The sequence below is a fragment of the Micromonospora sp. AMSO31t genome, assembly GCF_008868175.1.
Taxonomy (GTDB): domain Bacteria; phylum Actinomycetota; class Actinomycetes; order Mycobacteriales; family Micromonosporaceae; genus Micromonospora.
Genome location: NZ_WBKT01000034.1, coordinates 1 through 26,039, shown reverse-complemented (window position 1 = coordinate 26,039; position 26,039 = coordinate 1). Strand labels below are relative to the sequence as shown.

The following is a 26,039-nucleotide window of genomic DNA, read 5'->3' as shown; positions in this document are numbered from 1 at the left end:
CGATCAGCTCCAACTACCCTGGAGCGCGGTCTGCGCGGGTATGGCCACCCCGTGTCCGGCGTCCGGCCGGGTGGGGATCGTGACGAGGAGGACCGACGTGACGCGCTCGATCAGGGGTTCCCGGCGGGCGGCCCTGTTGCTGGCCGGTACGGCGGCGGCAGCGAGCCTGCTGCTGACCGGGTGCGGCGCCGGCCAGGTGGCCGAGACCGCCAACAAGATCCCGTCGGTGCAGGGCGTCAACGTCCAGACCCCCGACAACCTCTACAAGGTGCGCGGCCTCTACCTGGAGTTCCCCGGCCCCGAGGGCTACAAGGCGGGTGCGCAGGCCCGGGTCAACGTCGTGGTCTACAACGACAGCCGGGAGCCGGTGACCGTGACCGTCACCACCGACAGCGCGCGGGAGATCGTGCTCAGCGGCGCCGGGGCGGGCAGCGACGAGGCCACCCCGACCGGCTCGCCGACCGAGCCGGCCTCCGCGTCGCCCACCGCGACCGACCCGAGCGCCTCGCCGAGCCAGTCGCTCGGCACCGAGGAGTCGCCGTCGGCCAGCGGCTCCGCCTCGGCCAGCGGATCGGCCTCGGCCAACCCGTCGCCGTCCGCCAGCTCGGCCCCGGCCGGCCGGCCGGCGCGGTTCGAGATCCCGGCCCTGAGCTACCTCCAGCTCACCAGCAACAGCCCGCAGTTCCTCCAGCTCGTCGGCCTGAACGAGGACCTGCTCGTCGGCCAGCGGGTCAACCTGACCTTCGACTTCGGCGGCGGCAAGGTGATCAAGACCGGTGCGGCCGTCGGCGTCCCACTGACCCCGCCGGCGCCCGCCTCGCCCGTGGTGCAGCCGCGCGAGGAGGGTGGCGCCGGGCACCCGGGTGGCCTGGAGGAGGGCGGCAACGAGGGCGGCGGCCACAGCTGACCGTCCCCGCGATCGTCGACGACACCGCCGCCGTGGCCAGCGCCACGCCGGCGGTGTCGCCGTTTCCGGGTGGGCTTTCGTCGTACCGTCCGGTTAGCGTCCTGGGGTGAGCACGCCCCGATCCGCCTCGCCCCGACCCGCCGCCGGTCGCGGCCGCGCCGCCGCCCGTGAGCCCCGCCCGGCCTACGAGTGCGACGCCTGCGGCCACCAGCCACCCAAGTGGGTCGGGCGCTGCCCGGAGTGCGGCGAGTGGGGCTCGGTGGTCGAGTGCACGGTGAGCGGCCCGCTGGTCTCCGGCCGGGTGGTCAGCTCCCGGATGCCCGCAGAGCCGGCCCGCCCGATCGCCACCATCAGCGCCGCGCCCGCCCGGGCCCGGGCCACCGGCGTCAGCGAGCTCGACCGGGTGCTCGGCGGCGGTCTGGTCCCCGGCGCGGTGGTGCTGCTCGCCGGCGAGCCGGGGGTCGGCAAGTCCACCCTGCTGCTCGACGTCGCCCAGCAGTGGGCGGCCAACGCGGGCAGCCCGTCGCTGGTCGTCAGCGGTGAGGAGTCGGTCAGCCAGGTGCGGCTGCGCGCCGAGCGGATGGGCACCCTGCACGATCAGCTCTACCTGGCCGCCGAGAGCGACCTGTCGGCGGTGCTCGGCCACCTCGACGCGGTCAAGCCGGGGCTGCTGGTCCTCGACTCGGTGCAGACGATCTCCACGACCGGCACCGAGGGCGTTCCGGGCGGGGTCACCCAGGTCCGGGCGGTCACCGCGGCGCTGGTCGCGGTCGCCAAGGAGCGCGGCGTCGCCACCGTGCTGGTCGGGCACGTCACCAAGGACGGCCAGGTCGCCGGCCCCCGGGTGCTGGAGCACCTGGTCGACGTGGTGCTGCACTTCGAGGGCGACAAGCACTCCTCGCTGCGCATGGTCCGGGGGGTGAAGAACCGGTTCGGCGCGGCCGACGAGGTGGGCTGCTTCGAGATGCACGAGGGCGGCATCAGCAGCCTGGCCGACCCGTCCGGCCTCTTCCTGACCCGCTACTCCGAGCCGGTGCCGGGCACCTGCGTGACGGTGGCCATGGAGGGGCGGCGGGCCCTGGTCACCGAGGTGCAGGCGTTGATCGGCGCCACGGTCGCCGGCTCCCCCCGGCGCACGGTCTCCGGGCTGGACGGCGCCCGGCTGGCCATGGTGCTCGCGGTGCTCCAACGGCGCACCGAGCGGCTGACGCTGCACGACCGCGAGGTCTTCGCCGCCACGGTGGGCGGCATCCGGGTGGTCGAGCCGGCGGCCGACCTGGCCGTGGCCCTGGCGGTCGCCTCCGGCGGGCTCAACCTGGCCCTCAACCCGCAGCTGGTGGCCATCGGCGAGGTGGGCCTGACCGGCGAGGTGCGCCGGGTCGGGGCGGTGCCTCGCCGGCTGGCCGAGGCCGCCCGACTCGGCTTCCGGCAGGCCCTCGTGCCGCCCGGCTGCGGCCCGGGCAGCAGCGGGGTGGCCCCGGAGAACATGCGGGTGACGGAGGTCACCGACGTCCGGGCGGCCCTCCAGGCTGCCGCGCGCGCGTCGGCGGAGTGACGGTCGGTAGGCGTGCGGTGGGACCGGCCGGGCGATTCCGGACAGCCGGCGCACCCGGTCGGCGACCGGGGGAGCCGGACATCGTGACACATCACAGTAACCACGAGAGCACCCACCGCACCGCAGTCCGTAGACTGTGCCCGTGCCGATCGACCGCGATGCCACCAAGCCCGCCGCGACGACGCCGCACGCCCGCACCGGCGCCGTGGGCTCCCCCACCCGTGCCATCAGCGTGAGCGTCACCGGAAGCGTCGGCGGGGCCGGCGGCGACCCGTTGCGGGCGAACCTCGCCCTCATGGCGCCGGGCACCGCCCTGCGCGACGGCCTGGAGCGGATCCTCCGCGGCCGCACGGGCGCGCTGATCGTGCTCGGCTACGACAAGATCGTCGAGCAGATCTGCACCGGCGGCTTCCCGCTCGACGTCGAGTTCTCCGCAACCCGGGTCCGTGAGCTGTGCAAGATGGACGGGGCCGTGGTGCTCTCCAGCGACGGCACCCGGATCGTACGGGCCGCCGTGCACCTGATGCCCGACCCGTCGATCCCCACCGAGGAGTCCGGCACCCGGCACCGCACCGCCGAGCGGGTGGCACGCCAGACCGGCTACCCGGTGATCTCGGTCAGCCAGTCCATGCGGATCATCAGCCTCTACGTCAACGGCCAGCGGCACGTGCTGGACGACTCGGCGGCGATCCTCTCCCGGGCCAACCAGGCGCTGGCCACCCTCGAGCGCTACAAGCTCCGGCTGGACGAGGTCTCCGGCACGCTCTCCGCCCTGGAGATCGAGGACCTGGTCACCGTCCGCGACGCCGTGGCCGTGGTGCAGCGGCTGGAGATGGTCCGGCGGATCGCCGACGAGATCGCCGGCTACGTCGTGGAGCTGGGCACCGATGGCCGCCTCCTCGCCCTCCAGCTCGACGAGCTGATGGCCGGGGTGGACGCCGACCGCACCCTCGTCATCCGGGACTACCTGCCGGTGGGCCGGAAGTCGCGCACCCTCGACGAGGCGCTGGTCGAGCTGGACCTGCTCAGCGCCACCGAGCTGATCGACCTGGTCGCGGTGGCCAAGGCGATCGGCTACCCGTCCGCCTCCGACGCGCTCGACGCCGCCGTGAGCCCGCGCGGTTTCCGCCTGCTGGCCAAGGTGCCCCGGCTCCCGGCGGCCGTGGTGGACCGGCTGGTGGTGCACTTCGGCAGCCTCCAGCGCCTGCTGGGCGCGACCGTGGAGGACCTCCAGGCGGTCGAGGGGGTGGGCGACGCCCGCGCCCGCGGTGTGCGTGAGGGCCTGTCCCGGCTCGCCGAGGCGTCCATCCTGGAACGCTACGTCTGACGCCGTTCAGCCGGTGATGGTGAGCTTCACCGGCTCGCCGAGCTTGGTGCCCACCCGGGCGAAGAGCTGGTACGTACCGATCGGGGCGTACGGGCCGGCGGCCACGCCGTTCTTGCAGGCGCTCACGTCCCGCCCGTTCCAGCCCAGCTCGTAGGAGCGCTCGAAGTTCGGCGTGAACGACTGCACGTCGGAACCCTTGCCGGTGCCGCAGGTGTCCGACGACCAGACCTTCGCCGCGCCGGCCTTGATGTAGAGCTCCTGCAGGTCGGCCCCGACGTCCCGGCTGCACGTGCGCTCCGAGATGTTCCTGACCTTGAGGCGCAGGGTGACCACCGTGCCCCGCTGCGCGGAGGCCGGCAGCGCCACCGGCGTCACCCGGAGCTCCGAGTCCGCGCAGGTGCCGTCGTCGGCCACCGGGGCGGCCGGCGCGCCGCCGTCGTTCGCGCCGCCGCCGTTCTGGCCGCCGCCGTTGTCGGTGCCCGTGCCGCCACCGTCGCTCGTCCCGTTGCCGCCGCCCGACTCACCCGAGGAGGGCGACGGGCTGGTGGACTGCGGGGTCAGCAGCGAACCGGTCGGGCCGGGAGCGGCCGCCGACGGCGTTCCTCCCGCGTTGCCCCCCGCCTTGCCGGTCGGGGTGTCGTTGCGGTCGGTGCCGGTGCACGAATAGAGCAGGACAATCAGGAAAAGCAGCCCGGCTCCGAAGACGACGGCTCGACGCCGCCAGTACACGGCGGGAGGCAGCGGGCCGACCGTCATACGCATGATGCGTTCACCGTAACGGGGCGACGCCCGGCCCGCTGGCGCGACGCGCCGGAGGCCCTTCGGCCCGGTCCCGCGGTGCTCCAGAATGGACGCCGGAGGTCACCGAGCGGCGCCGCCGGACCACGGCCCGTCAGAGGTAGACCTTGCGCTGGTAGACGGCGTGCGCCCCGGCCACCCGGTCCAGGAAGAGCAGACCGGCGCAGTGGTCGATCTCGTGCTGGAGCGCCCGCGCCTCGAACCCGTCGGTCACCAGCCGCACCGGGTCCCCGCTGCCCGGCAGCACACCCTCCACCACCAGCCGGCTGGCCCGCTTCACGTCGCCGGTCAGGTCGGGCACCGACATGCAGCCCTCCCGCCCGGCCTTCCAGCGGCTCGCCTCCACCACCGTGGCGTTGCACAGCACGAACGCGCCGTGCACGGTGATCGCCTTCGGGTGCCCGGTCACGTCCACCGCGAACACCTGGGCGCTCACCCCGACCTGCGGCGCGGCCAGGCCCACGCAGCCCGGCGACACCCGCATGGTGGCGACCAGGTCGGCGGCCAGTTGGACGATCTCGGCCGAGGTGGGGTCCACCGCCGGGCCGGGCCGGCTGAGCACCGGGTCGGGCGCGGCCACGACCGGGCGTACGGCCCCGGGGACGTCGAGTTTCTCCGGTGTCCAGCCGCCCAGGCCGGCGTACTCCTCCGCGGTCACAGCAGGTCCGGGTCCGCCGGGCGGAGGCTGACCCCCACGCCCAGCTCCGCGGCCGTACGGGCGAGCCGGCCGGCCACCTCGTCGGCGCTGCCCGGCGGCAACTCGACCTCGGCGACCACCACGTACAGCGAACCGGTCAACCGGGTGCTCAGGTCGGTCACGTTGCCGCCCGCGTCGGCCAGCACCCGGGTCATCGCCGCGACGATGCCCATCCGGTCCGCGCCGTGCACCGCCATGACGTACGGCTCGCCGCCGGGCGCGGCCTGCCCGTCGGGGGTGACGGCGCGTACGGTGGCCAGCAGCTGACCGTCGGCGGCGAGCGGGGCCAGCGCGGCCTCGACGTCGGCGGCGGCCGGGCCCACGCAGATCAACGTCATCGCGAAGTGTCCCCGCAGCCGGGTCATCGTCGAGTCGGTGAGGTTCGCGCCGAGCCGCGCGAGGACCTCGGCGACGTCGGCCACGATGCCCGGCCGGTCCCGGCCGATGACGGTGATCGCGAGCTCGTTCATCCGGACATTCTGCCCCGTCGCCGCCAAGGATGTCACGGGTGGCTTTCCCGCGGGTTGGGCGGCGCGATGTCTGAGCCCACCTTCGCCACCCTGGTCAGCCGGTGGTACGAGCGCAACGCCCGCGACCTGCCCTGGCGCGAGCCGGGGATCGGGGCCTGGGCGATCCTGGTCAGCGAGGTCATGCTCCAGCAGACACCCGTGGTCCGGGTGCTGCCCGCCTGGGAGGCGTGGCTGTCCCGCTGGCCCACCCCGGCCGCGCTGGCGGAGGACACGCCGGCCGAGGCGATCCGGATGTGGGGCCGGCTCGGCTACCCCCGCCGGGCCGTACGCCTGCGCGACTGCGCGGTGGCCATCGTGGAACGGCACGGCGGCGAGGTGCCGGAGCGGCTCGACCAGCTGCTGGCGCTGCCCGGGGTCGGGACGTACACGGCGCGGGCGGTCGCGGCCTTCGCCTACGGGCAGCGGCACCCGGTGGTCGACACCAACGTCCGGCGGGTGGTGTGCCGGGCGATCGCCGGCGAACCCGACGCCGGGCCCGCGACCCGCCCCGCCGACCTGGTCGCCACCGAGGAGCTGCTGCCCGTCGAGCCGGCCGCGGCGGCGCTGGCCAGTGCGGCGTTCATGGAACTCGGCGCGGTGGTGTGCACCGCCCGGGCCCCGCGCTGCGGGGTGTGCCCCGTCGAGTCGAGCTGCGCGTGGCGGGCCTCCGGCCAGCCGGCCCCGGCCGGCCCGACCCGCCGCCCCCAGCGTTACGCCGGCACCGACCGCCAAGTGCGCGGCCTGCTCCTCGCGGTGCTCCGCGACGCCTCCGGGCCGGTGCCGCACCAGCGGCTGGACCAGGTCTGGCACGACGACGTGCAGCGGGCCCGTGCCCTGGCCGGACTGGTCACCGACGGCCTGGTCGAGCCGGTCGGCGAGGAGTCCTTCCGGCTCACCGGCGACGGCCCGCCGGTCCCGCTCCCCTGCCCCTGAACCGCCGCTCTGGACGAGGAAAGGCGACGGCCCCGGCGGCTCTCGCCTGCCGGGGCCGTCGCCCTCGATCGGTTGCCCGAACTTACGCCGCGTCGTCCGCGCCCGTGGCGGCGGTGCCGCCGAGGTCCGCCGGGACCGCGTCCGGAACGGCCACCGGCCGGTCGGCGCCCCGGAAGACGAGCTTGGACTTGTCGATGTCGCTCGGGTCGCCCTCGCAGTCCACCACCACGATCTGACCCGGGGTCAGCTCGTTGAAGAGGATCCGCTCGGACAGGTTGTCCTCGATGTCGCGCTGGATCGTGCGACGCAGCGGCCGCGCGCCCAGCACCGGGTCGAAGCCCTTCTTCGCCAGGTACTTCTTGGCGTTGTCGGTCAGCTCCAGGCCCATGTCCTTGTTCCTGAGCTGCGTCTCGATCCGGGCGATCATGATGTCCACGATCTGGAGGATCTCGTTCTCGCGCAGCTGGTGGAAGACGATGGTGTCGTCGATCCGGTTCAGGAACTCGGGCCGGAAGTGCTGCTTGAGCTCGTCGTTGACCTTCTGCTTCATCCGGTCGTAGTTCGACTCGGAGTCGTCAGAGGCCTGGAAGCCCAGCGACACCGCCTTGGCGACGTCCCGCGTGCCGAGGTTGGTGGTCAGGATGATGACCGTGTTCTTGAAGTCCACGATCCGGCCCTGACCGTCGGTGAGGCGCCCGTCCTCCAGGATCTGGAGGAGCGTGTTGAACACGTCCGGGTGGGCCTTTTCGATCTCGTCGAAGAGGACCACCGAGAACGGCCGGCGACGCACCTTCTCGGTCAGCTGCCCGCCCTCGTCGTAGCCGACGTAGCCGGGAGGGGCACCCACCAGCCGGGACACCGTGTAACGGTCGTGGAACTCGGACATGTCGAGCTGGATGAGGGCGTCTTCGCTGCCGAACAGGAACTCGGCGAGCGCCTTGGAGAGCTCGGTCTTACCGACGCCGGACGGGCCGGCGAAGATGAACGAGCCGGACGGGCGCTTCGGGTCCTTCAGGCCGGCCCGGGTGCGCCGGATCGCCTTCGAGACCGCCTTGACCGCGTCCTCCTGGCCGATGACGCGCTTGTGCAGCTCGTCCTCCATGCGCAGCAGGCGCGAGGTCTCCTCCTCGGTCAGCTTGTAGACCGGGATGCCGGTCCAGTTGCCGAGGACCTCGGCGATCTGCTCGTCGTCGACCTCGCTGACGACGTCCAGGTCACCGGCCTTCCACTCCTTCTCCCGCTGGGCCTTCTGGCCGAGGAGCTGCTTCTCCTTGTCGCGGAGCTGGGCAGCGCGCTCGAAGTCCTGCGCGTCGATCGCGGACTCCTTGTCGCGGCGGACCTGGGCGATCCGCTCGTCGAAGTCACGCAGGTCTGGCGGCGCGGTCATCCGGCGGATGCGCATCCGGGCGCCGGCCTCGTCGATCAGGTCGATCGCCTTGTCCGGCAGGAAGCGGTCGGAGATGTAGCGGTCGGCCAGGGTGGCGGCAGCCACCAGAGCGGCGTCGGTGATGCTCACCCGGTGGTGCGCCTCGTAGCGGTCCCGCAGGCCCTTGAGGATCTCGATGGTGTGGGCCAGCGAGGGCTCACCCACCTGGATCGGCTGGAAGCGGCGCTCGAGAGCGGCGTCCTTCTCCAGGTGCTTGCGGTACTCGTCGAGCGTGGTGGCGCCGATGGTCTGCAGCTCGCCGCGGGCCAGCATCGGCTTGAGGATGCTGGCGGCGTCGATCGCGCCCTCGGCGGCACCCGCACCCACCAGGGTGTGGATCTCGTCGATGAACAGGATGATGTCGCCGCGGGTGCGGATCTCCTTGAGCACCTTCTTGAGGCGCTCCTCGAAGTCACCGCGGTAGCGGGAACCGGCGACCAGCGCACCGAGGTCGAGGGTGTAGAGCTGCTTGTCCTTCAGCGTCTCGGGCACCTCGCCCTTGATGATCTTCTGGGACAGGCCCTCCACCACGGCGGTCTTGCCGACGCCGGGCTCACCGATCAGGACCGGGTTGTTCTTGGTCCGGCGGGAGAGCACCTGCATGACCCGCTCGATTTCCTTCTCGCGCCCGATGACCGGGTCGAGCTTGCCCTCGCGGGCGGCCTGGGTCAGGTTCCGGCCGAACTGGTCCAGCACGAGGCTGGTCGACGGCGCGGCCTCGCCCGGCGCGGCGCCCGCCGCGGCCGGCTCCTTGCCCTGGTAGCCGGAGAGCAGCTGGATCACCTGCTGGCGGACCCGGTTGAGGTCGGCGCCGAGCTTGACCAGCACCTGGGCGGCGACGCCCTCGCCCTCACGGATCAGGCCGAGCAGGATGTGCTCCGTGCCGATGTAGTTGTGGCCGAGCTGCAGCGCCTCGCGCAGCGACAGCTCCAGCACCTTCTTGGCCCGCGGCGTGAACGGGATGTGCCCGCTCGGCGCCTGCTGGCCCTGGCCGATGATCTCCTCGACCTGCTGACGGACGCCCTCGAGGGAGATGCCGAGGCTCTCCAGGGCCTTTGCCGCGACACCCTCACCCTCGTGGATCAGGCCCAGCAGGATGTGCTCCGTACCGATGTAGTTGTGGTTGAGCATCCGGGCCTCTTCTTGGGCCAGGACGACAACCCGTCGCGCTCGGTCGGTGAACCGCTCGAACATGCCCTCGTGCTCCTCACGTGCCGTGCGCCTTGATGGTCAGATCTCGGCGGGGCCGGTGCGCGGACGTCCGGGACGGGCGTCCGTGCCTCCTTACTCTATCGCCGCGGACCGACTCCGCTGAGGTCGTGTGTCCCCGCGAATGGCCGTTCACGCGTCGTTTCTGACAACCGTCCGCGCTCAGGAGGTGTTCCGGTACCCCCGCCTGTACGCGCAGAGCGAAATTCGACCGCCGGTGGAAAAGCCCGGTCGAGGGGCTGGAGCGGGGGCGTGGGCGCCCGGCCGCGGTCTTCCACAACCTGTGGACAGAATCTCCACCGCCTGTGGACAACGGCGCGGGACGCCGGTTTCTTCCCGCGCCCGGCGACGCCGCGCACCCGCCCGGCATGGGACCGGACAGACGGCGCAGGCGGGCGGAAACGGCGACGCCGGCCCGGAGAGGCACTCCGGTCCGGCGTCGTGTCGCCCGCTGCGGGGGTCGTCGGGGTCAGTGCCCCGCCTTCGCGTGGTACTCGTCCACGATCTCCTGCGGGATGCGCCCCCGGTCGGAGATGTCCTTGCCGGCCTTCTTGGCCCACGCCCGGATCGCCTTGTTCTGCTCGCGGTCGGCGGTCGCGCCGCCACGTCCCCGGGCGGCCCGGCCACCCACGACCACCCCGCCGCGGCCGACCTTCGTGCCGTGCGCGATGTACTGCGCGAATACGTCGCGCAATTTTTCAGCGTTGGAAGCGGAGAGGTCGATCTCGTACTGCACACCGTCGAGCGCGAACTTGACGGTCTCGTCAGCGTCCCCGCCGTCCAGGTCATCGACCAGCTTGTGAATGATCTGCTTGGCCACGTCCCACATTCCTTTCGAGCAGGGTTGTGCTCCTGCAATACAGAAGCACAATAGCCCGCCCGCCGCTCGCTCCGTCAATAGGACGCGGTAACGACCCGGAGAAGCTCGTGTGCTACTCGGGCCGGACCAACGGGAACAGGATGGTTTCCCGAATTCCCAGGCCGGTCAGCGCCATCAGGAGCCGGTCGATTCCCATTCCCATACCACCGGCCGGCGGCATTCCGTACTCCATCGCCCGGAGAAAGTCCTCGTCCAGCCGCATGGCCTCGTCGTCGCCCCGCGCCGCGAGCTGCGCCTGGGCCACCAGCCGCTCCCGCTGCACCACCGGGTCCACCAGCTCCGAGTACGCGGTCCCCAGCTCGAAACCGAGCACGTAGAGGTCCCACTTCTCGGCCAGGCCCGGCTCGGTGCGGTGGGCCCGGGTCAGCGGGCTGGTCTCCTCCGGGTAGTCGCGGACGAAGGTGGGCGCCCGGAGCGACGGGACCACCAACTCCTCGAACAACTCCTCGGCCAGCTTGCCCGGGCCCCACTTCGGGTCGACGGAGAGGCCGACCTTGTCCGCGTACTCGACCAGGCGGGACCTTTCGGTGCGGACGGTGACCTCCTCACCGAGCGCTTCGGAAAGAACACCGAACAGCGACACCGAGCGCCACTCGCCGCCCAGATCGAACTCGCGGCCGTCGGCGTGGGTGACCACCGTCGAGCCGGCGACCGCGAGAGCGGCCTGCTGCACGAGATTCCGGGTCAGCTCGGCCATGGTGTTGTAGTCGCCGTACGCCTGGTAGGCCTCGAGCATCGCGAACTCCGGCGAGTGCGAGGAGTCGATGCCCTCATTCCGGAAGTTGCGGTTGATCTCGAAGACCCGGTCGACGCCACCGACGACCGCGCGCTTCAGAAACAGTTCCGGCGCGATTCGCAGATACAGATCGGTGTTCAACGCATTGCTGTGGGTCACGAATGGGCGGGCCGCCGCGCCGCCGTGCAGCAACTGGAGCATCGGCGTCTCGACCTCGACGAAGTCCTGCCCGTGCAGGGTGTCCCGGAGGCTGCGCACCGCGGCGGCCCGGGTGCGGACCATCTGCCGGGCCTGCGGGCGGACCACGAGGTCCACGTAGCGCTGGCGGACCCGGGCCTCCTCGCTGAGCGGCTTGTGCGCCACCGGCAGCGGGCGCAGGGCCTTCGCCGTCACCGCCCACTCCTCGACGAGCACCGACAGTTCGCCGCGCCGGCTGGTGATCACCTCACCGGTCACCCCCACGTGGTCGCCCAGGTCGACCAGGCGCTTCCAGTCGTCCAGCCGCTCGGCGCCGACCCGGTCCAGGGAGAGCATCGCCTGGAGTTCGGTGCCGTCGCCGTCCCGGAGGGTGGCGAAGCAGAGCTTGCCGGTGTTGCGCACGAAGATCACCCGGCCGGTGACCGAGACCCGGTCGCCGGTGGCCGTGTCGGTGGGCAGCTCGGCGTACCGCTCGCGGATCTTCGCCAGGGTGCTGGTCCGCGGGAAGCCGACCGGGTACGCCTCGACGCCCTCGGCGAGCATCCGGTCCCGCTTCTCCCGGCGGACCTTCATCTGCTCCGGAAGGTCGTCGGCGGGGTCTACTGGCAGGGCGTTCTGCTCGGTCACGGCACGCTTCCTCAGACGGAGAATTCGGGCGGGGTCAGGCCCCGAGCGTACTCAAGGGGCTGCCGGGTCGTTACGGGATAACCTGCCCGCCATGACCGACCCCACTGAGGCCCTCTCGTTCGGCACGGCCGCCGCCGACTACGACCGCTACCGGCCCCGCTATCCCGAGGCCGCGCTGCGCTGGGCGCTCGACGACCTCACCCCGCCGGCCCGCACCGTCGACCTGGGCGCCGGCACCGGGATCGTCAGCCGCGGCCTGCTCGCCCTCGGGCACGAGGTGACCGCCGTGGAGCCCGATCCGGCGATGCGCGCCCAGTTCGAGGCCGCCACGCCGGGCGTCGCCGCCCGGGAGGGCAGCGCCGAGTCGGTCCCGCTGCCCGACGGGTACGCGGACGCCGTGCTGGTCGGCCAGGCGTACCACTGGTTCGACCGGGAGCGGGCGCACCCGGAGATCGCCCGGGTGCTGCGGGCCGGCGGGATCTTCGCGGCGGTGTGGAACCTCCGGGACGACCGGGTCGGCTGGGTGACCGAGCTGAACCGGATCGCCGAGATCGGCGACACCGTCGACCACCTGCGCGAGACCGTGACCGGCTTCGGTACCCGGTTCGCGGCGCCCGGGTGGGCCGAGTTCGACCACGCCACCACACTGACACCGGACGAGCTGCTCGGCATGGTGCGCACCCGCTCGCACTACCTGACCGCCGGACCGGAGCGCCGCCGTGAGGTCGACGCGGAGCTGCGGGACCTCCTCGCCGGCCACCCGGACCTGGCCGGCCGGGACACGATCAACCTGCCCTACCGCACGCTCGTCGCCCGCACGCGCCGTAGCTGACCCCCCGCGCGGCCGGCCGCCGCACTAGCCTCACCTCATGGTCGACGTCATCCCGGCACTTTCCTTCGGCGCCGCCGCCGCCGAGTACGACCGGTTCCGCCCCCGCTATCCCGAACCGGCGCTGCGCTGGGCGCTGGACGGGCTGGCCGCCCCGGCCCGGGTGGTGGACCTCGGCGCGGGCACCGGCATCCTCACCCGCGGGGTGCTCGCGCTGGGCCTTGAGGTCGTACCCGTGGAGCCGGATCCGGGGATGCGGGCGCAGCTCGCGGCCGCCACCCCGGGCACGACGGCGCGGGCCGGCAGCGCCGAGTCGGTGCCGCTGCCCGACGGGTCGGCCGACGCGGTGGTGGTGGGTCAGGCCTACCACTGGTTCGACCGGGAGCCGGCGCACGCCGAGATCGCCCGGGTGCTGCGGCCGGGCGGCACGTTCGCGCCGCTCTGGAACGTCCGGGACGAGCGGGTGGCCTGGGTGGCGGAGCTGACCCGGATCGCCCACCTCGGCGACAACGCCGGCGACGTGACCGAGAAGTACGCCGACTTCGGCCCCGCCTTCGAGCCGGTCGAGCTGGGCGAGTTCGCCCACGCGACCACGCTCACCCCGGACGAGGTGGTCGGCATGCTGCACACCCGCTCGTACTGGCTGACCGCGGCGCCGGACGAGCGGGCACGGATCGACCGTGAGCTGCGCGAACTCTTCGCCACGCACCCCGACCTGGCCGGCCGCGCGACGGTCGAGCTGCCCTACCGCACCCTGGTCCTCCGCTCCCGCCACCGCTGAGGCTCAGAGGTTGCGCTCGTAGACCATCCGCAGGCCGATCAGGGTGATCATCGGCTCGTGGTGGGTGATGGTGCGGCACTCGCTGAGCACCAGCGAGGCCAGGCCGCCGGTGGCGATCACGGCCTTCACCTCGCCCAGCTCCTCGGTCATCCGCTCGACGATCCGGTCCACCTGGCCGGCGAAGCCGAAGTAGAGGCCGGCCTGGAGGCACTCGACGGTGTTCTTGCCGATCACCGAGCGGGGCCGGGTGGCCTCCACCTTCCGGAGCTGGGCGGCGCGGGCCGCGAGCGCGTCGAAGGAGATCTCGATGCCCGGCGCGAAGGCGCCGCCGAGGAACTCACCCCGGCCACTGATCACGTCGAAGTTGGTGGTGGTGCCGAAGTCCACCACGATCGACGGCCCGCCGTAGAGGGTGTACGCGGCCAGGGTGTTGACCACCCGGTCCGCGCCGACCTCCTTGGGGTTGTCGATGGCGAGCTGCACGCCGGTGCGCACGCCGGGCTCGACGATCACGCTGGGCAGGTCGGCGTAGTAGCGGGCCAGCATGGTGCGCAGCGAGCGCAGCGCGGCCGGCACGGTCGAGCAGGCGGCCACCCCGGTGATCTCCACGGCGTCACCGGCCAGCAACCCGCGGAACATGAGCCCCAGCTCGTCCGCGGTGGACCGGGCGTCGGTCTTGATCCGCCAGTTGTGCACCAGCTTGTCGCCGTCGAAGGTCGCCAGCACGGTGTTGGTGTTCCCGATGTCGATGCAGAGCAGCACGATCGCAGCCTAGACAACCGCCGTGCGGGCGGGCGCGCAGCGGCGGCCGAACCGTATCCTGAACACATCGCGGCATGAACATGGTTCTATCCACGGCACGGCCGGACGGGGAGCGGACATGTCGAGGACGTGGTGGGTCCGGGGGCGCAGCGCCCTGCTGCGCCGTCGCCGGCACGTGCTGGTGCTCGCGGTGCTGGCCGGTGGGGCGCTGTGGATGATCGTCCAGGCCGGGCAGTCGTGGCAACGCCACGGGCAGACCTTCCGCGGCGACCTCTACCTCAACGTCGGCGCCGCCCTGATTATGACGCTCCTGACCTATCTGGTGCTCAACCCGCTCTTCCGGGAGCTCAGGACCGCCACCATCATCGAGCACCCGCGGCTGGACCGGGACGCGCTGATCCAGCGGGTGGCGCAGTCCCGCGAGGTGGTCGCCATCCTGGAAACCTTCACCAGCATGCTGGAGGGGCCGTACACCACCCGGTTCCTCGCCGCGCTGCGCTTCGCCCTGGCCAACGGCGCCACGGTCAAGGTGCTGCTGCTCGACCCGGACTCCCCCGCCGTCCGGCTACGCGCCGAGGAGCTGCGCCGCGCCGACACCGCCGTCGCCATCATGAACAACCTCTACCATTTCGGTCGCCTGCAGCAGCAGCTCGCGCCGGCCGCCCGCTCACGCCTCCGGGTACGGATCTACGCCACCGCCCCCTCGGTCCAGATGTACCGCTGGGACGACAAGGCGTTCATCTCGTTCTTCCCCGTGCACGGCAAGACCTTCGACGCCCAGCAGTTGGAGGCGTTCGTCTCCACCCCGCTCGGCGAGTTCGTCGACGACCGGTTCAGCGAGCTGTGGGAGACGGCCCCCGTACGCGACCTCGACGCCTGCCTGACGCTCAACGTCTGCCTCCGCCGCGGCGACACCGAGCTGGAGTCCTGCGACGCCCGCTACGTCCGGCTGGACGGCACCTGGTACATCGCCGGCGGCGACCTCGTCCGCAACGTCGCCCGGCACGGGCTGGCCGGGCTGAGTGTGGTGCTGCTGAACCGGCCGGAGGCGGCCGGGCAGGCGTTCGCCCTCGCCGAGGCCGACGAGCTGGAGGCCGAGATCTACCACCGCGCACTCCAGCTCTTCCGCGCGAAGTACGGGCTGGACGCCCGGGACGACACCGAGAGTCAGGTCATCTTCAACCTGGTGCCGGCCACCGCGCTCACCGCCCGGCTGAGCTGACCGTCACTCCTCCCGCAGGTCCAGCGCGATGTCCAGGATCGGCGAGGAGTGGGTCAGCGCGCCGACCGAGAGGAAGTCGACGCCCGTCGCCCCGTACTCGGCGGCCACCGGCAGGGTGAGCCCGCCGGTCGCCTCCAGCTCCGCCCGGTCGCCCACCGCGGCCACCACCTCGCGCAGCTGCGCCGGGGTCATGTTGTCCAGCAGCAGGAAGGCGGCGCCGGCCTCGACGGCCTCCACCGCCTCAGCCAGGGTGTCCACCTCCACCTGCACCGGCACCTCCGGGAACGCCTCCCGGACCCGGCGGAAGGCGGCGCCGATCCCGCCCGCGCCGACCTTGTGGTTGTCCTTGATCATGGCGACGTCGTGCAGACCCATCCGCTTGTTGGTGCCGCCGCCCGCGCGGACCGCGTACTTCTCCAGGGCGCGCAGGCCCGGAGTGGTCTTGCGGGTGTCGAGCACGGTCGCCTTGGTGCCGGCCAGCGCGTCGGCCCAGGCCCGGGTGTGGGTGGCCACCCCGGACATCCGGGAGAGCAGGTTCAGCGCCGTCCGCTCGGCGGTGAGCAGCAGCCGGGTGGGGCCGGTCACCGTGGCCAGCACATCGCCGCGCGCCACCCGCTGCCCGTCGTGGGCCACCAGCGACACCTCGACGGTACGGTCCGCCCCGGTCACCTCGCCCACCAGCTCGAACACGGCCGCGGCCACCGGCAGCCCGGCCACCACGCCGTCGGCGCGGGCGACCAGGTCGGCGGTGTCGTTCTGCGCGTCCGGGATGGTGGCGACGCTCGTCACGTCGAGGAAGTCCGGGCCCAGATCCTCGGTGAGCGCGTCGACGATCACCCGCCGGACCTGCTCCGGGTCCAGGCCACCGGCCCGCAGCGCCCGCTCCGTCGACTCCCTCACTGTGCCTCCTTCGTTCGCGACTGCGGGGCTCGCAGGACCGGCTCACTCCTCGCGCTCACTGCTGTTCCTCCCAGCGCTCGGTCAACAAGCCCTCGATTCCGATTCCCGCCACGAGGTGGCCGCGCCACCGCTCGTCGGCCGTCGGGAAGTCCTCCCGCCAGTGGCAGCCCCGGGTCTCCCGGCGGGCGTACGCGGCGGCGACCAGCGTCGACGCCACGGTGAGCAGGTTCGTCGCCTCCCAGTCGGCGGTGCGCGGCACACCCCGGGCCTGGCCCAGCTCGGTGAGGGTGGCCGCGGTCCCGGCGAGCGTCGGCGCCGACCGCAGCACGCCCGCGCCCCGGGTCATGGCCCGCTGCAGGGTGTGCGTGGCCCCCGCCGGCACCAGCCAGCCCTGGCCGCCCACCCAGGCGCCGACCTCGGCCGGTTTCGCCTGCTCGGGCAGCCCGGCGGCGATGTCCTCGGCGATCCGGCGGGAGAAGACCAACCCCTCCAGCAGCGAGTTGCTGGCCAGCCGGTTGGCGCCGTGCACACCGGTGCAGGCGACCTCGCCGCAGGCGTACAGGCCGGGAATCGAGGTGTGGCCGCGCAGGTCGGTCCGGACGCCGCCGGAGGCGTAGTGGGCGGCCGGGGCGACCGGGATCAGGTCGGCGGCCGGGTTCACCCCGATGGCCAGGCAGGAGGCCACGATGGTCGGGAAACGCCGGGCCAGGAAGTCGCCGCCGAGGTGACGGGCGTCCAGCCAGACGTGGTCCGCGCCGGTGGCCAGCAGCACCCGGTGGATGCCCTTGGCCACCACGTCGCGGGGCGCCAACTCGGCCATCTCGTGCTGGCCCACCATGAACCGCTTGCCGTCGCCGTCGACCAGGTGGGCGCCCTCGCCGCGCAACGCCTCGGAGACCAGCGGCTGCTGGGCGAGGCCCGCGCCGGGCTCACCGGCCGGCACGATCAGCGCGGTCGGGTGGAACTGCACGAACTCCAGGTCGGTGACCGCCGCGCCGGCCCGCAGCGCGAGCGCCACGCCGTCGCCGGTGGAGACGGCCGGGTTGGTGGTGGCCGCGAAGATCTGCCCCATCCCGCCGGTGGCCAGCACCACGGCCCGGCCCAGGATGGCCCCCACGCCGTCCTCGCTGCCCTCACCGAGCACGTGCAGGGTGATCCCGCAGGCCCGGCCGAGCCCGTCCGGCCCGTCACCGGGGGCGCGCAACAGGTCCAGCACCAGGGCGTGCTCGACCAGCCGGATCCACGGGTCGCGGCGCACCGCGGCGTGCAGCGCCCGCTGCACCTCGGCCCCGGTGGCGTCGCCGCCGGCGTGCACGATCCGGTCGGCCCGGTGGCCGCCCTCGCGGGTGAGCATGAGGGAGCCGTCCGGGTTGCGGTCGAACTCCGCCCCGATCCGCATCAGCTCGCGCAGCCGGGTCGGGCCCTCCTCGACCAGCACCCGGACCGCCGCCGGGTCGCAGAGGCCGACGCCGGCCACCTCGGTGTCGTACGCGTGCGCCGCCGGCGTGTCCGCCGGGTCGAGCACGGCCGCGATGCCGCCCTGCGCCCACCGGGTCGAACCCTCGTCGATGTTGACCTTGGTGACCACGGTGACGTGCAGGCCGGCCTCGCGCAGGTGCAGCGCGGCGGTCAGCCCGGCGACCCCGGAGCCGACGACGATCACGTCGGTGGTCTCGACCCAGCCCGGCGCGGGCGCGGCGAGCAGCCTCGGCAGGGCCGGCAGGTCGACGGTCGGAAGGTCCATGGGAACAGTCAACCCGAAGGCCTCTCGTCCCGGGCGCCGGGGGCGGGACGAGTGGTTTCGGCTACCTCGTCCGGACCGGGAGGCCCGTCGGCCCGGCCCCCTTGAGCGAGGCCGTCACGGTGCGGTCGCTGAGCCAGAGGTAGCAGCGCACGCCCCGGTCGCCGACCGCCCACCGGCCGGCGCCGGGCGGGCGCACCACCACGCCGCTGCGGAACCGCAGCGTCGGGTCGTCGGGCACACCGGCGTACGCGGCCAGGACGCTGTTGCAGCCGGTGTAGAGGGGCGCCCAGTCGGCGTCCTTCCGCGGGTACGGGCGGTCCGGCGCCGCCCACACCCCGACGAACTCGGCGTCGTGCGGGGTGCGGCAGTCGACCGGCGTGAGCGTCTGCACCCGGCGCGCGTCCCGGCCGGTGCGCTGGCAGCCCAGCCGCAGCGGGGACGGGCCCTTGAGCGCGTCGCGGAGGCTGCCCGTCCGAGTCACCACGGTCGCCGCCGCCTCGACCGTGGTCAGCTCCGCCAGATCGCAGCGGTACCAGCGCGAACCGGCCGCCCAGCCGGGCGAGGTGGGCAGCGCCACGGCCAGCCGCAGCCGGCCGGCCCGCCAGTTGTCACCGACGTAGCGGCCGGCCCGGGTGTCGCAGTCGGCGAAGGCCGTCCGCAGCTCGGGCGAGCCGAGCGCCGGCGGGCCGGCCCGCTCGACAGTGAACATCCCGACGTGCACCGTCTCCACCCGGTGCGGCAGGTCGCAGCCGACCGGGTCGTAGCCGGACAGGCCCACGGTGGGGGTGAAGTCGCCGACCTGGCAGACCCCGGCGGCCGGGGTGAACGCGCCGGCCGGCGGCAGGGCGGCCCAGTCGTCCGTGAGGTTCCCGTCCAGCCCGCCCGACGGGGCACACCCGGCCAGCGCCGCCCCCGCGACCAACGCGGCGACGAGGCTCCGCATCGCCCGGCCCATCGCGCCTCCCCCAGCCCGACGACCGTCGATTCCGACGGTCCGACCAGGGTAGCGGGAAATGACCTTCTGGTGACAGACCGTGCGTGCGGCCCGGGATCAGTTGAGGGCGGCGGCCAGCGGGTTGGGGACGGGGTCGCCGGCGGTGCCCGGGGCGGCCGTGGTCGGGTCTGCGGTCAGGTCGACGACCCGGTTGTCGGCGTCCACGTGCACCACCCGCGGCTGGTACGCGCGCGCCTCGGCGTCGTCCATCTGCCCGTACGAGATGAGGATGACCAGGTCACCCGGGTGCACCAGGTGCGCCGCGGCGCCGTTGATGCCGATCACGCCGCTGCCCCGGCGCCCCGGGATCACGTACGTCTCCAGCCGGGCGCCGTTGGTGATGTCGACGATCGCGACCTGCTCGCCGGGGATGAGGTCGGCCGCGTCGAGCAGGTCCTCGTCCACGGTCACCGAGCCGACGTAGTGCAGGTCGGCCTGGGTCACCGTGGCCCGGTGGATCTTCGACTTGAGCATGGTCCGGAGCATCGGGGTGCCTTTCCGAGGGATCTGGTCGGGTCAGGAACGCGGGGCGAGGTGGATCGCCGTGTTGTCGATCAGGCGGGTGGCGCCGACCCAGGCGGCGACCAGCAGCCGCGCCGCGCCGGAGACCGGGCCGGGCTCCAGGTCGGCGTCGGTGAGCACCAGGTAGTCCAGCCGCGCGCCGGGCGTACCCGATTCGAAGGCCCGGTGGGCGGCGGCCAGCACGGCGCCGGCGTCCGCGCCCTGGTCGGCGGCCTCGACGCCGGCCCGCAGCGCGGCGGAGAGGCTCAGCGCGGCCTGCCGCTCCTCCACCGACAGGTAGCGGTTGCGGCTGGACAGGGCCAGGCCGTCCGGTTCCCGCACGGTCGGCACGCCGACGATCTCCGTCGGCACGTCCAGGTCGCGGACCATCCGCCGGACCAGGGTGAGCTGCTGGTAGTCCTTCTCGCCGAAGAAGGCCAGGTCGGGGCGGGTGAGCTGGAGCAGCTTCAGGACCACGGTGAGCACCCCGTGGAAGAAGCCGGGCCGGCTCAGCCCCTCCAGGTCCTCGCCGAGCGGCCCCGGGTTCAGGCGCACCTTCGGCTGGCCCTCCGGGTACATGTCCGCCACGGCGGGGGCGAAGACCACGTCCGCGCCGGCCCGCCGGCAGATCTCCAGGTCGGCGTCGAGGGTGCGCGGGTAGCGGTCGAAGTCCTCGTTCGGGCCGAACTGAAGCGGGTTCACGAAGATCGTCACGAGCACGTGGTCGGCCCGCTCCCGGGCGGCCCGCAGCAGGGTCTCGTGCCCGGAGTGCAGCGCGCCCATGGTCATCACCACGCCCACCGTGCCGGTGAGGCCCTCGCGGGCCGCCGCCAACTCCTTGCGGGTGTGCACCAGCTCCGTCATCAGCACCTCCTCCGTTCGCGGCCGCGGGGCTCGCCCAACTGCCTCACGCCGACACCCGCATGCCGTCCAGGACGTCCAGCAGCGGCGCCGCGTCGGCCGGCCGCAGCCGACCCGCCGCGATCGCCCGGTCCGCCGTCCGTCGGGCCAACGCCAGGTAGGGGGGCACCGATTCCGGGGCGGTCGCCGCCAGCCGCTCCAGGTGCCGGCGTACGGTGCCCGCGTCCCCCCGGGAGACCGGGCCGGTGAGCGCGTCGTCGCCGAGGCGCAGCGCGTTCTCCAGGGCGGCCCGGAGCAGCGGGGCGAGCACCTTCTCCGGCCGGTCCACCCCGGCGTCGCGCAGCCGGTCGGCGGCCTCGTTGACCAGGGTGACCAGGTGGTTGGCGCCGTGCGCCAGGGCAGCGTGGTAGAGCGGCCGGTCGCCCTCCGCCACCCACTCCGGCACGCCGCCCAGGTCGGCCACCAGCCGGGCGGCGAACGCCCGCAGCTCGGCCGGGGCGGTCACCCCGTAGGAGATGCCGGCGAGGCGGCTCAGGTCGTCCGGCGTACCCGTGAAGGTCATCGCCGGGTGCAGCGCGAGCGGCCGGGCGCCGGCGGCCGCGGCCGGGGCGAGGACGGCCAGCCCGTGCGCGCCGGACGTGTGCGCGACCACCTGGCCGGGGCGCAGCGCGCCGGCCTCGGCCAGGCCGGCCACCACGCCGGCGAGGGCGTCGTCGGGGACCGCCACGACCAGCACGTCGGTGGCGGCGCGGGCCACGGCGGCGGCGGATCGGGTCGGGGTCTGCGGCAGCAGCAGCGCCATCCGGGCCCGGGTCGTGCCGGAGGCGCCGGCGGCGGCGACCACCCGGTGACCGGCGGCGGCGAGGGCCGCGCCGAGCACGGCGCCGACCCGGCCGGCGCCGATCACGCCGACCGTGAGGGTGCGCGGGAAGACGAGCGGGGCGTCGGCGGCCCGGAGCGGGGCGGCCGGACGCGAACGCAGCGGTGCGCTCATGGCAATCGATCCAGTCCTCGAAGGGGGTACCGGTCGATCGCAAGTATGCGCCGGGGCCACAGAGCCGAAACAAGGATGTGTGAAAACCTTCACCGACGGCGCGACCGGGCCGCTCCGGCGGCGCCCAACGGCCCCATCTGTTACGTCGGCACACGTCACGCGGGCGCCGGCCGTCCGCCCGCCGTAGGGTCGGCACGGTGACGCCCCCCGCACGTGCGCTCCGCTGGCGCGAGGCCATGGCGACGGCCCTCTACGGCCCGGACGGCTTCTTCGTCTCCGGCCCGGGGCCGGCCGCCCACTTCCGCACCAGCGTCCACGCGTCCCCGGTCTTCGCCTCGTGCCTGCTTCGGCTGCTGTCTTCTCTCGATGCGGCTCTCGGCCATCCCGCTCGGCTGGACGTCGTGGACGTCGGTGCCGGCCGCGGGGAGCTGTTGCGGTCGCTGTCGGTCGCCGTGGGGGTTTCGCTGGCCGATCGGGTACGCCTCATCGCGGTCGAGAAGGCACCCCGACCGGAGGACCTGCCGGCGGAGATCGAGTGGGTGGACGAGATCCCCCAGGGCGTCACGGGCCTGCTGGTGGCCACCGAGTGGCTGGACAACGTGCCGCTGGACCTCGCCGTGCACACCCCCGAAGGCTGGCGCTACCTACAGGTGAACCCGGCAACGGGCGAGGAGTCGACGGGCGACCCGCTGAGCGCGGAAGACGCCGACTGGCTGGCCCACTGGTGGCCCGCCCTGCCCCCGGACGCGTCGATCAAGAAGTTTGCGTCGACGGGGACCGCGAAAACTGACGCAAACCTCTTGATCAACGGGCTGGGAGATCGGGTTGAGCTCGGGCGGTCCCGCGACGAAGCCTGGGCAGAGGCGATCGGGAAGATGGCGCGAGGAATCGCACTCGCGGTTGACTACGGGCACCTGCGGGGCGGGCGGCCGGTCGGCGGGAGCCTCACCGGGTACCGGGGTGGGCGGCAGGTGGCGCCGGTGCCGGACGGGTCGTGCGACGTGACGGCCCACGTCGCCATGGACTCGGTCGCCTCCGCCGGTGAGCGGGTCGCGCGGTGCGCGTACACCCTGGTGTCGCAGCGGGAGGGGCTGCGGGCGCTCGGGGCCGACGGCGGGAGGCCGCCGCTGAGCCTGGCCTCCCGGGACCCGGCCGGCTACGTGCGGGCCCTCGCCGCCGCGTCCTCGGTGGCCGAGCTGACCGACCCGGCCGGCCTCGGCGGGCACTGGTGGCTGCTGCAACCGGTCGACGTCACCCTCGATCCGCTCATGGCACGATGACGGACATGACCACCGACGCCGGCGACCTCCGCGAACTGACCGTCGGCACCGGGGCCGGCGGGGAGCAGCTCGGCACCGACATGGTGCTCAACATCGGGCCGCAGCACCCGTCGACGCACGGCGTGCTCCGGCTGAAGCTGGTGCTCGACGGCGAACGGGTGATCTCCGCCGAGCCGATCGTCGGCTACATGCACCGGGGCGCGGAGAAGCTCTTCGAGGTCCGCGACTACCGGCAGATCATCGTGCTGGCCAACCGGCACGACTGGCTCTCCGCGTTCTCCAACGAGCTGGGCGTGGTGCTCGCCGTCGAACGGCTCATGGGCATGGAGGTGCCGGAGCGCGCCGTCTGGCTGCGGATGGCGCTCGCCGAGCTGAACCGGGTGCTCAACCACCTGATGTTCCTCGGCTCCTACCCGCTGGAGATCGGCGCGATCACGCCGATGTTCTACGCGTTCCGTGAGCGGGAGACCATCCAGGCCGTCATGGAGGAGGTCTCCGGCGGCCGGGTCCACTACATGTTCAACCGGGTCGGCGGGCTCAAGGAGGAGGTGCCGGCCGGCTGGACCACGCGGGCCCGAGCGGCGATCGGCGAGGTCCGCCGCCGGATGCCCGACCTGGACAACCTGATCCGGCGCAACGAGATCTTCCTGGCCCGCACCGTCGGGGTCGGCGTGCTGTCCGCGGCCGACGCCGCCGCGTTCGGCGCCTCCGGGCCGGTCGCCCGGGCCTCCGGGCTCGACCTGGACCTGCGCCGGGACGAGCCCTACCTGGCGTACGACCAGCTCGACGTGCCCGTGGTCACCAAGACCGCCGGGGACTGCCACGCCCGCTTCGAGGTGCTGCTCGACCAGGTGTACGCCTCCCTCGACCTCGCCGAGCAGTGCCTGGACCGGGTCGACCGGCTCACCGGGCCGGTGAACACCCGGCTGCCCAAGGTGGTGAAGGCGCCCGAGGGGCACACCTACGCGTGGACCGAGAACCCGCTCGGCATCAACGGCTACTACCTGGTGTCGCGCGGCGAGAAGACCCCGTGGCGGCTCAAGCTGCGCACCGCCTCGTACGCCAACGTGCAGGCGCTGGCGACCCTGCTCCCCGGCTGCCTCGTGCCGGACCTGATCGCCATCCTCGGCTCGATGTTCTTCGTGGTCGGCGACATCGACAAGTAGCCCGGGGCTCAGCGCCAGCGGTCGGTGGGCCGGGCGCCCCCGGCCCGGGGGACGTCGTCGCGCGGCGGGTAGCCGTAGCGGGCCGGCTCGGGCTCGACCTGACGCCACTCCGGCTGGCCGCTGCGCTGCGTCGGGGGCCGCCACTCGTCCGGCACCGGCACCCCGCCGGCCGGAAGCGCCGGCCTGGCCTCCTCGGCCCGGTCGCCGCCCGTGTCGCCGGAACCGGCCCTGCCGCGGACGGACGCCCAGCGGTCCTCGACCCGGTACTCGGTGCCGCCGCCGTCGGCGTGCACCGCGGCCCGCCGCTCCCCGACCCGGATCTCCCGGCCGTGCTCGTCGTCACGGACCGCGGCCCACCGGTTGCCGGTACGCAGCTCGGACCAGTAGTCACCGTCCGGATCGTCGCCCACCGCCCGGCCGGGCTGCTCGGCCGGCGCCCGGCCCGGATCGGTCCCCGCCCAGCCGTCGGCGGCCCGCTCGCCGTAGCCGCCCCGGTCGCCCTGGCCCGCCCACGCGCCCTGGCCGCCGCGGGCGGCGTCGTCGCGCGGGGCGGCGGCCCAGCCGGTCTCCTCGCGGCCGCCGTGCGCCGGCGGCCAGGACCGGTCGCCGGCCGGCCCCTCCTGGCCAGATCGCCAGGACCGGTCGCCGGACCAGCCCCGGTCCTCGCCCTCCCGCGCGGACCAGTCCCGGTCCTCGCCCTCCCGCGCGGACCAGCCGCGGTCGTCGGCCTCCCGCGCAGACCAGCCGCGGTCGTCGGCCTCCCGCGCGGACCAGCCCCGGTCGTCGCCCTCCTGGGCGGACCAGCCGCGGTCGGCGCCGGACGCCCGGCCGACGCCCGCCCACGGGTGCTCGCCGCCGCTCGTCCCCGACCAGGAGGCGTCATCCCGGGAATCGGGCGAGCCGGACCAGCCCGCCTGCGCGGTCCGGGAGCGCTCGTCCCGAGCGGGCCGGAGGTGGTCGTCGTCGTCGCCGCTCCGGTATCCGGCGCGGGGGCGTTCGTCCGGCTCCCCGCCGCTCCACGAACGCTCCTCCGGCACCGGGGACCAGCGGCCGGCGTAGCCGCCGTAGCGGGTGCCGACCGGGTCGGCGCCCCCGTCCACGATCGTGTGTCGGGTGGTGACGTGCACGGTCTCGGTGTGGTGCACCACCCCGACCTGCCGGGGTTCCGCCCGGACCTCCGACTCGGGAGCGCGGGGCGCGCCGTAGACCCCGGCCTGCGGGCGGTCCGCGCCGTAGACCCCGGCCTGCGGGCGGTCGCCGCCGTAGACCCCGGCCTGCGGGCGGTCGCCGCCGTAGACCCCGGCCTGGGGGCGGTCGCCGCCGTAGCGGCCGGCCTGGGAGCGGTCGGCGCTGTGACCATCGGCCTGGGAGCGGTCGGAGCCGTGACCGGGGTGGTCGGCGGCAGGGTCGGCTCCGTACCGGGTGCCGGGCTGCGGGCGGCGGACCGCCTCGTCCTCGTCCCGGGCGGCGGCCTGCCCCCGGCCCGGCTCGGTCCGGGCGCGCCCCTCGTCGTGGGGCTCGGTGGCCGGCACCCGCGCGCGGCCGCCGGCCGGCTCCTCGGCGGCGGACGTGGCCAGCCCGGCGGCGGCGGCAATGCCGGCGGCCGCGGCGTCCAGCCGCCGGCGCATCGCGGTGACCGACTCCTGGGTCCGCTGGACCTGGTCGAGTGCCTGGTTGCCGCGCTGGGCGGCGGCCACGATCTCGCCGCGCAGCTCGCGGCGGAGCTGCTCGATCTCCTCGCGCAGCTCCTCCGCGCCGGAAGCCCCGCCGCCGCTCTCCGCCCGCAACGCGACGGAGAGGCCGATCAGCACCACGGCCAGGATCGCCAGCACGGCGCCGAACCGGAGCGAGCCGTTGCCGTCGGCCACGAGCAGGATGAGTGCCGCCAGGGGCGCGAGCGCCACACCGATCCAGAACAGGACGGTCAGCAGCTGCGGGGTGCGGTTTTCGGCGGGGGCGACCGAGGCGGGCATGGCTGAGCAGACTACCGAGACTTGCCCCGGTAGGGAACGGGCCGAAGGCATCGATGTAAAGCCGGTGACCAGGGCTTCCCTCCCGGCCACGGCGGCTGCCTCCGCCGCGCCGGTCTTCAGGGCGTTCTTGGTCTGCGGGCCGCCCGCGTCGAGCGAGCTGAACGAGCCGGCCTTGAAGTCGTAGACCTCGACGAGGCCGGCCTGGCACTTCGGCCGCTGCGGGCACTCGG

The 26,039-nt window shown here is 73.8% G+C and carries 22 protein-coding genes and 1 pseudogene; 9 read left to right on the top strand and 14 right to left on the bottom strand.

Features of this window, described 5'->3' with window-relative positions:
* Positions 1-97: 97 nt before the first annotated feature.
* From F8274_RS10915 to disA, 3 genes are all read left to right on the top strand, one after another.
* Positions 98-907: a hypothetical protein gene (locus tag F8274_RS10915; RefSeq protein ID WP_151462175.1), complete on the top strand. Its 810-nt coding sequence runs from the start codon at positions 98-100 to the stop codon at positions 905-907.
* A 106-nt stretch (positions 908-1,013) separates the two neighbouring features.
* Positions 1,014-2,462 carry a DNA repair protein RadA gene (gene radA / locus F8274_RS10910; RefSeq protein WP_151462174.1) on the top strand — a complete coding sequence of 483 codons (1,449 nt, stop codon included), beginning with the start codon at positions 1,014-1,016 and terminating at the stop codon, positions 2,460-2,462.
* A 142-nt stretch (positions 2,463-2,604) separates the two neighbouring features.
* On the top strand, positions 2,605-3,789 hold the full coding sequence (disA, locus tag F8274_RS10905) for a DNA integrity scanning diadenylate cyclase DisA (RefSeq protein ID WP_151462173.1): 1,185 nt from the start codon (positions 2,605-2,607) through the stop codon (positions 3,787-3,789).
* A gap of 6 nt (positions 3,790-3,795) precedes the next feature.
* On the opposite strand, the gene F8274_RS10900 is transcribed toward disA, so the two are convergent.
* The 3 genes from F8274_RS10900 to F8274_RS10890 all read right to left on the bottom strand — a co-directional run bounded on the left by F8274_RS10900 (position 3,796) and on the right by F8274_RS10890 (position 5,754).
* Entirely contained in the window at positions 3,796-4,551 is a 756-nt protein-coding gene (locus tag F8274_RS10900) for a hypothetical protein (protein ID WP_151462172.1), read from the bottom strand.
* A gap of 130 nt (positions 4,552-4,681) precedes the next feature.
* On the bottom strand, positions 4,682-5,245 hold the full coding sequence (locus tag F8274_RS10895) for a peptide deformylase (protein ID WP_151462171.1): 564 nt from the start codon (positions 5,243-5,245) through the stop codon (positions 4,682-4,684).
* Complete coding sequence (locus F8274_RS10890) at positions 5,242-5,754, bottom strand: glycine cleavage system protein R (RefSeq protein WP_151462170.1); 513 nt, start codon at positions 5,752-5,754, stop codon at positions 5,242-5,244. Before F8274_RS10890 ends, F8274_RS10895 begins: the two co-directional genes overlap by 4 nt.
* A gap of 66 nt (positions 5,755-5,820) precedes the next feature.
* Here F8274_RS10890 and F8274_RS10885 point away from each other — a divergent pair, with 66 nt between their 5' ends.
* Entirely contained in the window at positions 5,821-6,726 is a 906-nt protein-coding gene (locus tag F8274_RS10885; protein ID WP_151462169.1) for an A/G-specific adenine glycosylase, read from the top strand.
* 82 nt (positions 6,727-6,808) lie between these two features.
* Here F8274_RS10885 and F8274_RS10880 read toward each other — a convergent pair whose 3' ends face one another.
* The 3 genes from F8274_RS10880 to lysS form a co-directional block, all read right to left on the bottom strand.
* The gene (locus F8274_RS10880) at positions 6,809-9,346 is read right to left on the bottom strand and encodes an ATP-dependent Clp protease ATP-binding subunit (RefSeq protein ID WP_151462168.1); all 2,538 of its coding nucleotides are present in this window, start codon (positions 9,344-9,346) and stop codon (positions 6,809-6,811) included.
* A gap of 484 nt (positions 9,347-9,830) precedes the next feature.
* On the bottom strand, positions 9,831-10,181 hold the full coding sequence (locus tag F8274_RS10875) for an Lsr2 family protein (protein ID WP_091267630.1): 351 nt from the start codon (positions 10,179-10,181) through the stop codon (positions 9,831-9,833).
* 112 nt (positions 10,182-10,293) lie between these two features.
* Complete coding sequence (lysS, locus tag F8274_RS10870; RefSeq protein ID WP_151462167.1) at positions 10,294-11,802, bottom strand: lysine--tRNA ligase; 1,509 nt, start codon at positions 11,800-11,802, stop codon at positions 10,294-10,296.
* Between the two features lie 91 nt (positions 11,803-11,893).
* On the opposite strand from lysS, the gene F8274_RS10865 reads away from it, so the two are divergent.
* Both F8274_RS10865 and F8274_RS10860 read left to right on the top strand, forming a co-directional pair.
* The gene (locus F8274_RS10865; protein ID WP_151462166.1) at positions 11,894-12,634 is read left to right on the top strand and encodes a class I SAM-dependent methyltransferase; all 741 of its coding nucleotides are present in this window, start codon (positions 11,894-11,896) and stop codon (positions 12,632-12,634) included.
* 37 nt (positions 12,635-12,671) lie between these two features.
* On the top strand, positions 12,672-13,412 hold the full coding sequence (locus F8274_RS10860) for a class I SAM-dependent methyltransferase (RefSeq protein WP_151462165.1): 741 nt from the start codon (positions 12,672-12,674) through the stop codon (positions 13,410-13,412).
* 3 nt (positions 13,413-13,415) lie between these two features.
* Here F8274_RS10860 and F8274_RS10855 read toward each other — a convergent pair whose 3' ends face one another.
* Positions 13,416-14,174 carry a type III pantothenate kinase gene (locus tag F8274_RS10855; RefSeq protein WP_151462164.1) on the bottom strand — a complete coding sequence of 253 codons (759 nt, stop codon included), beginning with the start codon at positions 14,172-14,174 and terminating at the stop codon, positions 13,416-13,418.
* A 118-nt stretch (positions 14,175-14,292) separates the two neighbouring features.
* On the opposite strand from F8274_RS10855, the gene F8274_RS10850 reads away from it, so the two are divergent.
* Positions 14,293-15,396, top strand: coding sequence for a hypothetical protein (locus F8274_RS10850; protein ID WP_151462163.1), 1,104 nt, complete (start codon positions 14,293-14,295; stop codon positions 15,394-15,396).
* 3 nt (positions 15,397-15,399) lie between these two features.
* Here the strand turns inward: F8274_RS10850 and nadC are convergent, their stop codons facing one another.
* The 6 genes from nadC to F8274_RS10820 form a co-directional block, all read right to left on the bottom strand.
* Positions 15,400-16,296: a carboxylating nicotinate-nucleotide diphosphorylase gene (gene nadC, locus F8274_RS10845; RefSeq protein ID WP_151462162.1), complete on the bottom strand. Its 897-nt coding sequence runs from the start codon at positions 16,294-16,296 to the stop codon at positions 15,400-15,402.
* A gap of 55 nt (positions 16,297-16,351) precedes the next feature.
* Positions 16,352-18,040 carry an L-aspartate oxidase gene (locus F8274_RS10840; RefSeq protein ID WP_151462161.1) on the bottom strand — a complete coding sequence of 563 codons (1,689 nt, stop codon included), beginning with the start codon at positions 18,038-18,040 and terminating at the stop codon, positions 16,352-16,354.
* Positions 18,041-18,101: 61 nt separating this feature from the next.
* Entirely contained in the window at positions 18,102-18,995 is an 894-nt protein-coding gene (locus F8274_RS10835) for a septum formation family protein (protein ID WP_151462160.1), read from the bottom strand.
* Positions 18,996-19,091: 96 nt separating this feature from the next.
* Positions 19,092-19,520, bottom strand: coding sequence for an aspartate 1-decarboxylase (panD, locus tag F8274_RS10830; protein WP_151462159.1), 429 nt, complete (start codon positions 19,518-19,520; stop codon positions 19,092-19,094).
* A 30-nt stretch (positions 19,521-19,550) separates the two neighbouring features.
* Entirely contained in the window at positions 19,551-20,399 is an 849-nt protein-coding gene (gene panC, locus F8274_RS10825) for a pantoate--beta-alanine ligase (protein ID WP_151462158.1), read from the bottom strand.
* 43 nt (positions 20,400-20,442) lie between these two features.
* The gene (locus tag F8274_RS10820) at positions 20,443-21,390 is read right to left on the bottom strand and encodes a Rossmann-like and DUF2520 domain-containing protein (protein WP_151462157.1); all 948 of its coding nucleotides are present in this window, start codon (positions 21,388-21,390) and stop codon (positions 20,443-20,445) included.
* A 236-nt stretch (positions 21,391-21,626) separates the two neighbouring features.
* Here F8274_RS10820 and F8274_RS10815 point away from each other — a divergent pair, with 236 nt between their 5' ends.
* Positions 21,627-22,670, top strand: coding sequence for an SAM-dependent methyltransferase (locus tag F8274_RS10815; RefSeq protein ID WP_151462194.1), 1,044 nt, complete (start codon positions 21,627-21,629; stop codon positions 22,668-22,670).
* Positions 22,667-23,836, top strand: a complete 1,170-nt coding sequence (locus tag F8274_RS10810; protein ID WP_192579784.1) for an NADH-quinone oxidoreductase subunit D — start codon at positions 22,667-22,669, stop codon at positions 23,834-23,836. Before F8274_RS10815 ends, F8274_RS10810 begins: the two co-directional genes overlap by 4 nt.
* Before the next feature lie 2,033 nt (positions 23,837-25,869).
* On the opposite strand, the pseudogene F8274_RS10800 reads toward F8274_RS10810, so the two are convergent.
* Positions 25,870-26,039: pseudogene (locus F8274_RS10800) on the bottom strand (glycine/betaine ABC transporter substrate-binding protein); the annotation flags it as partial.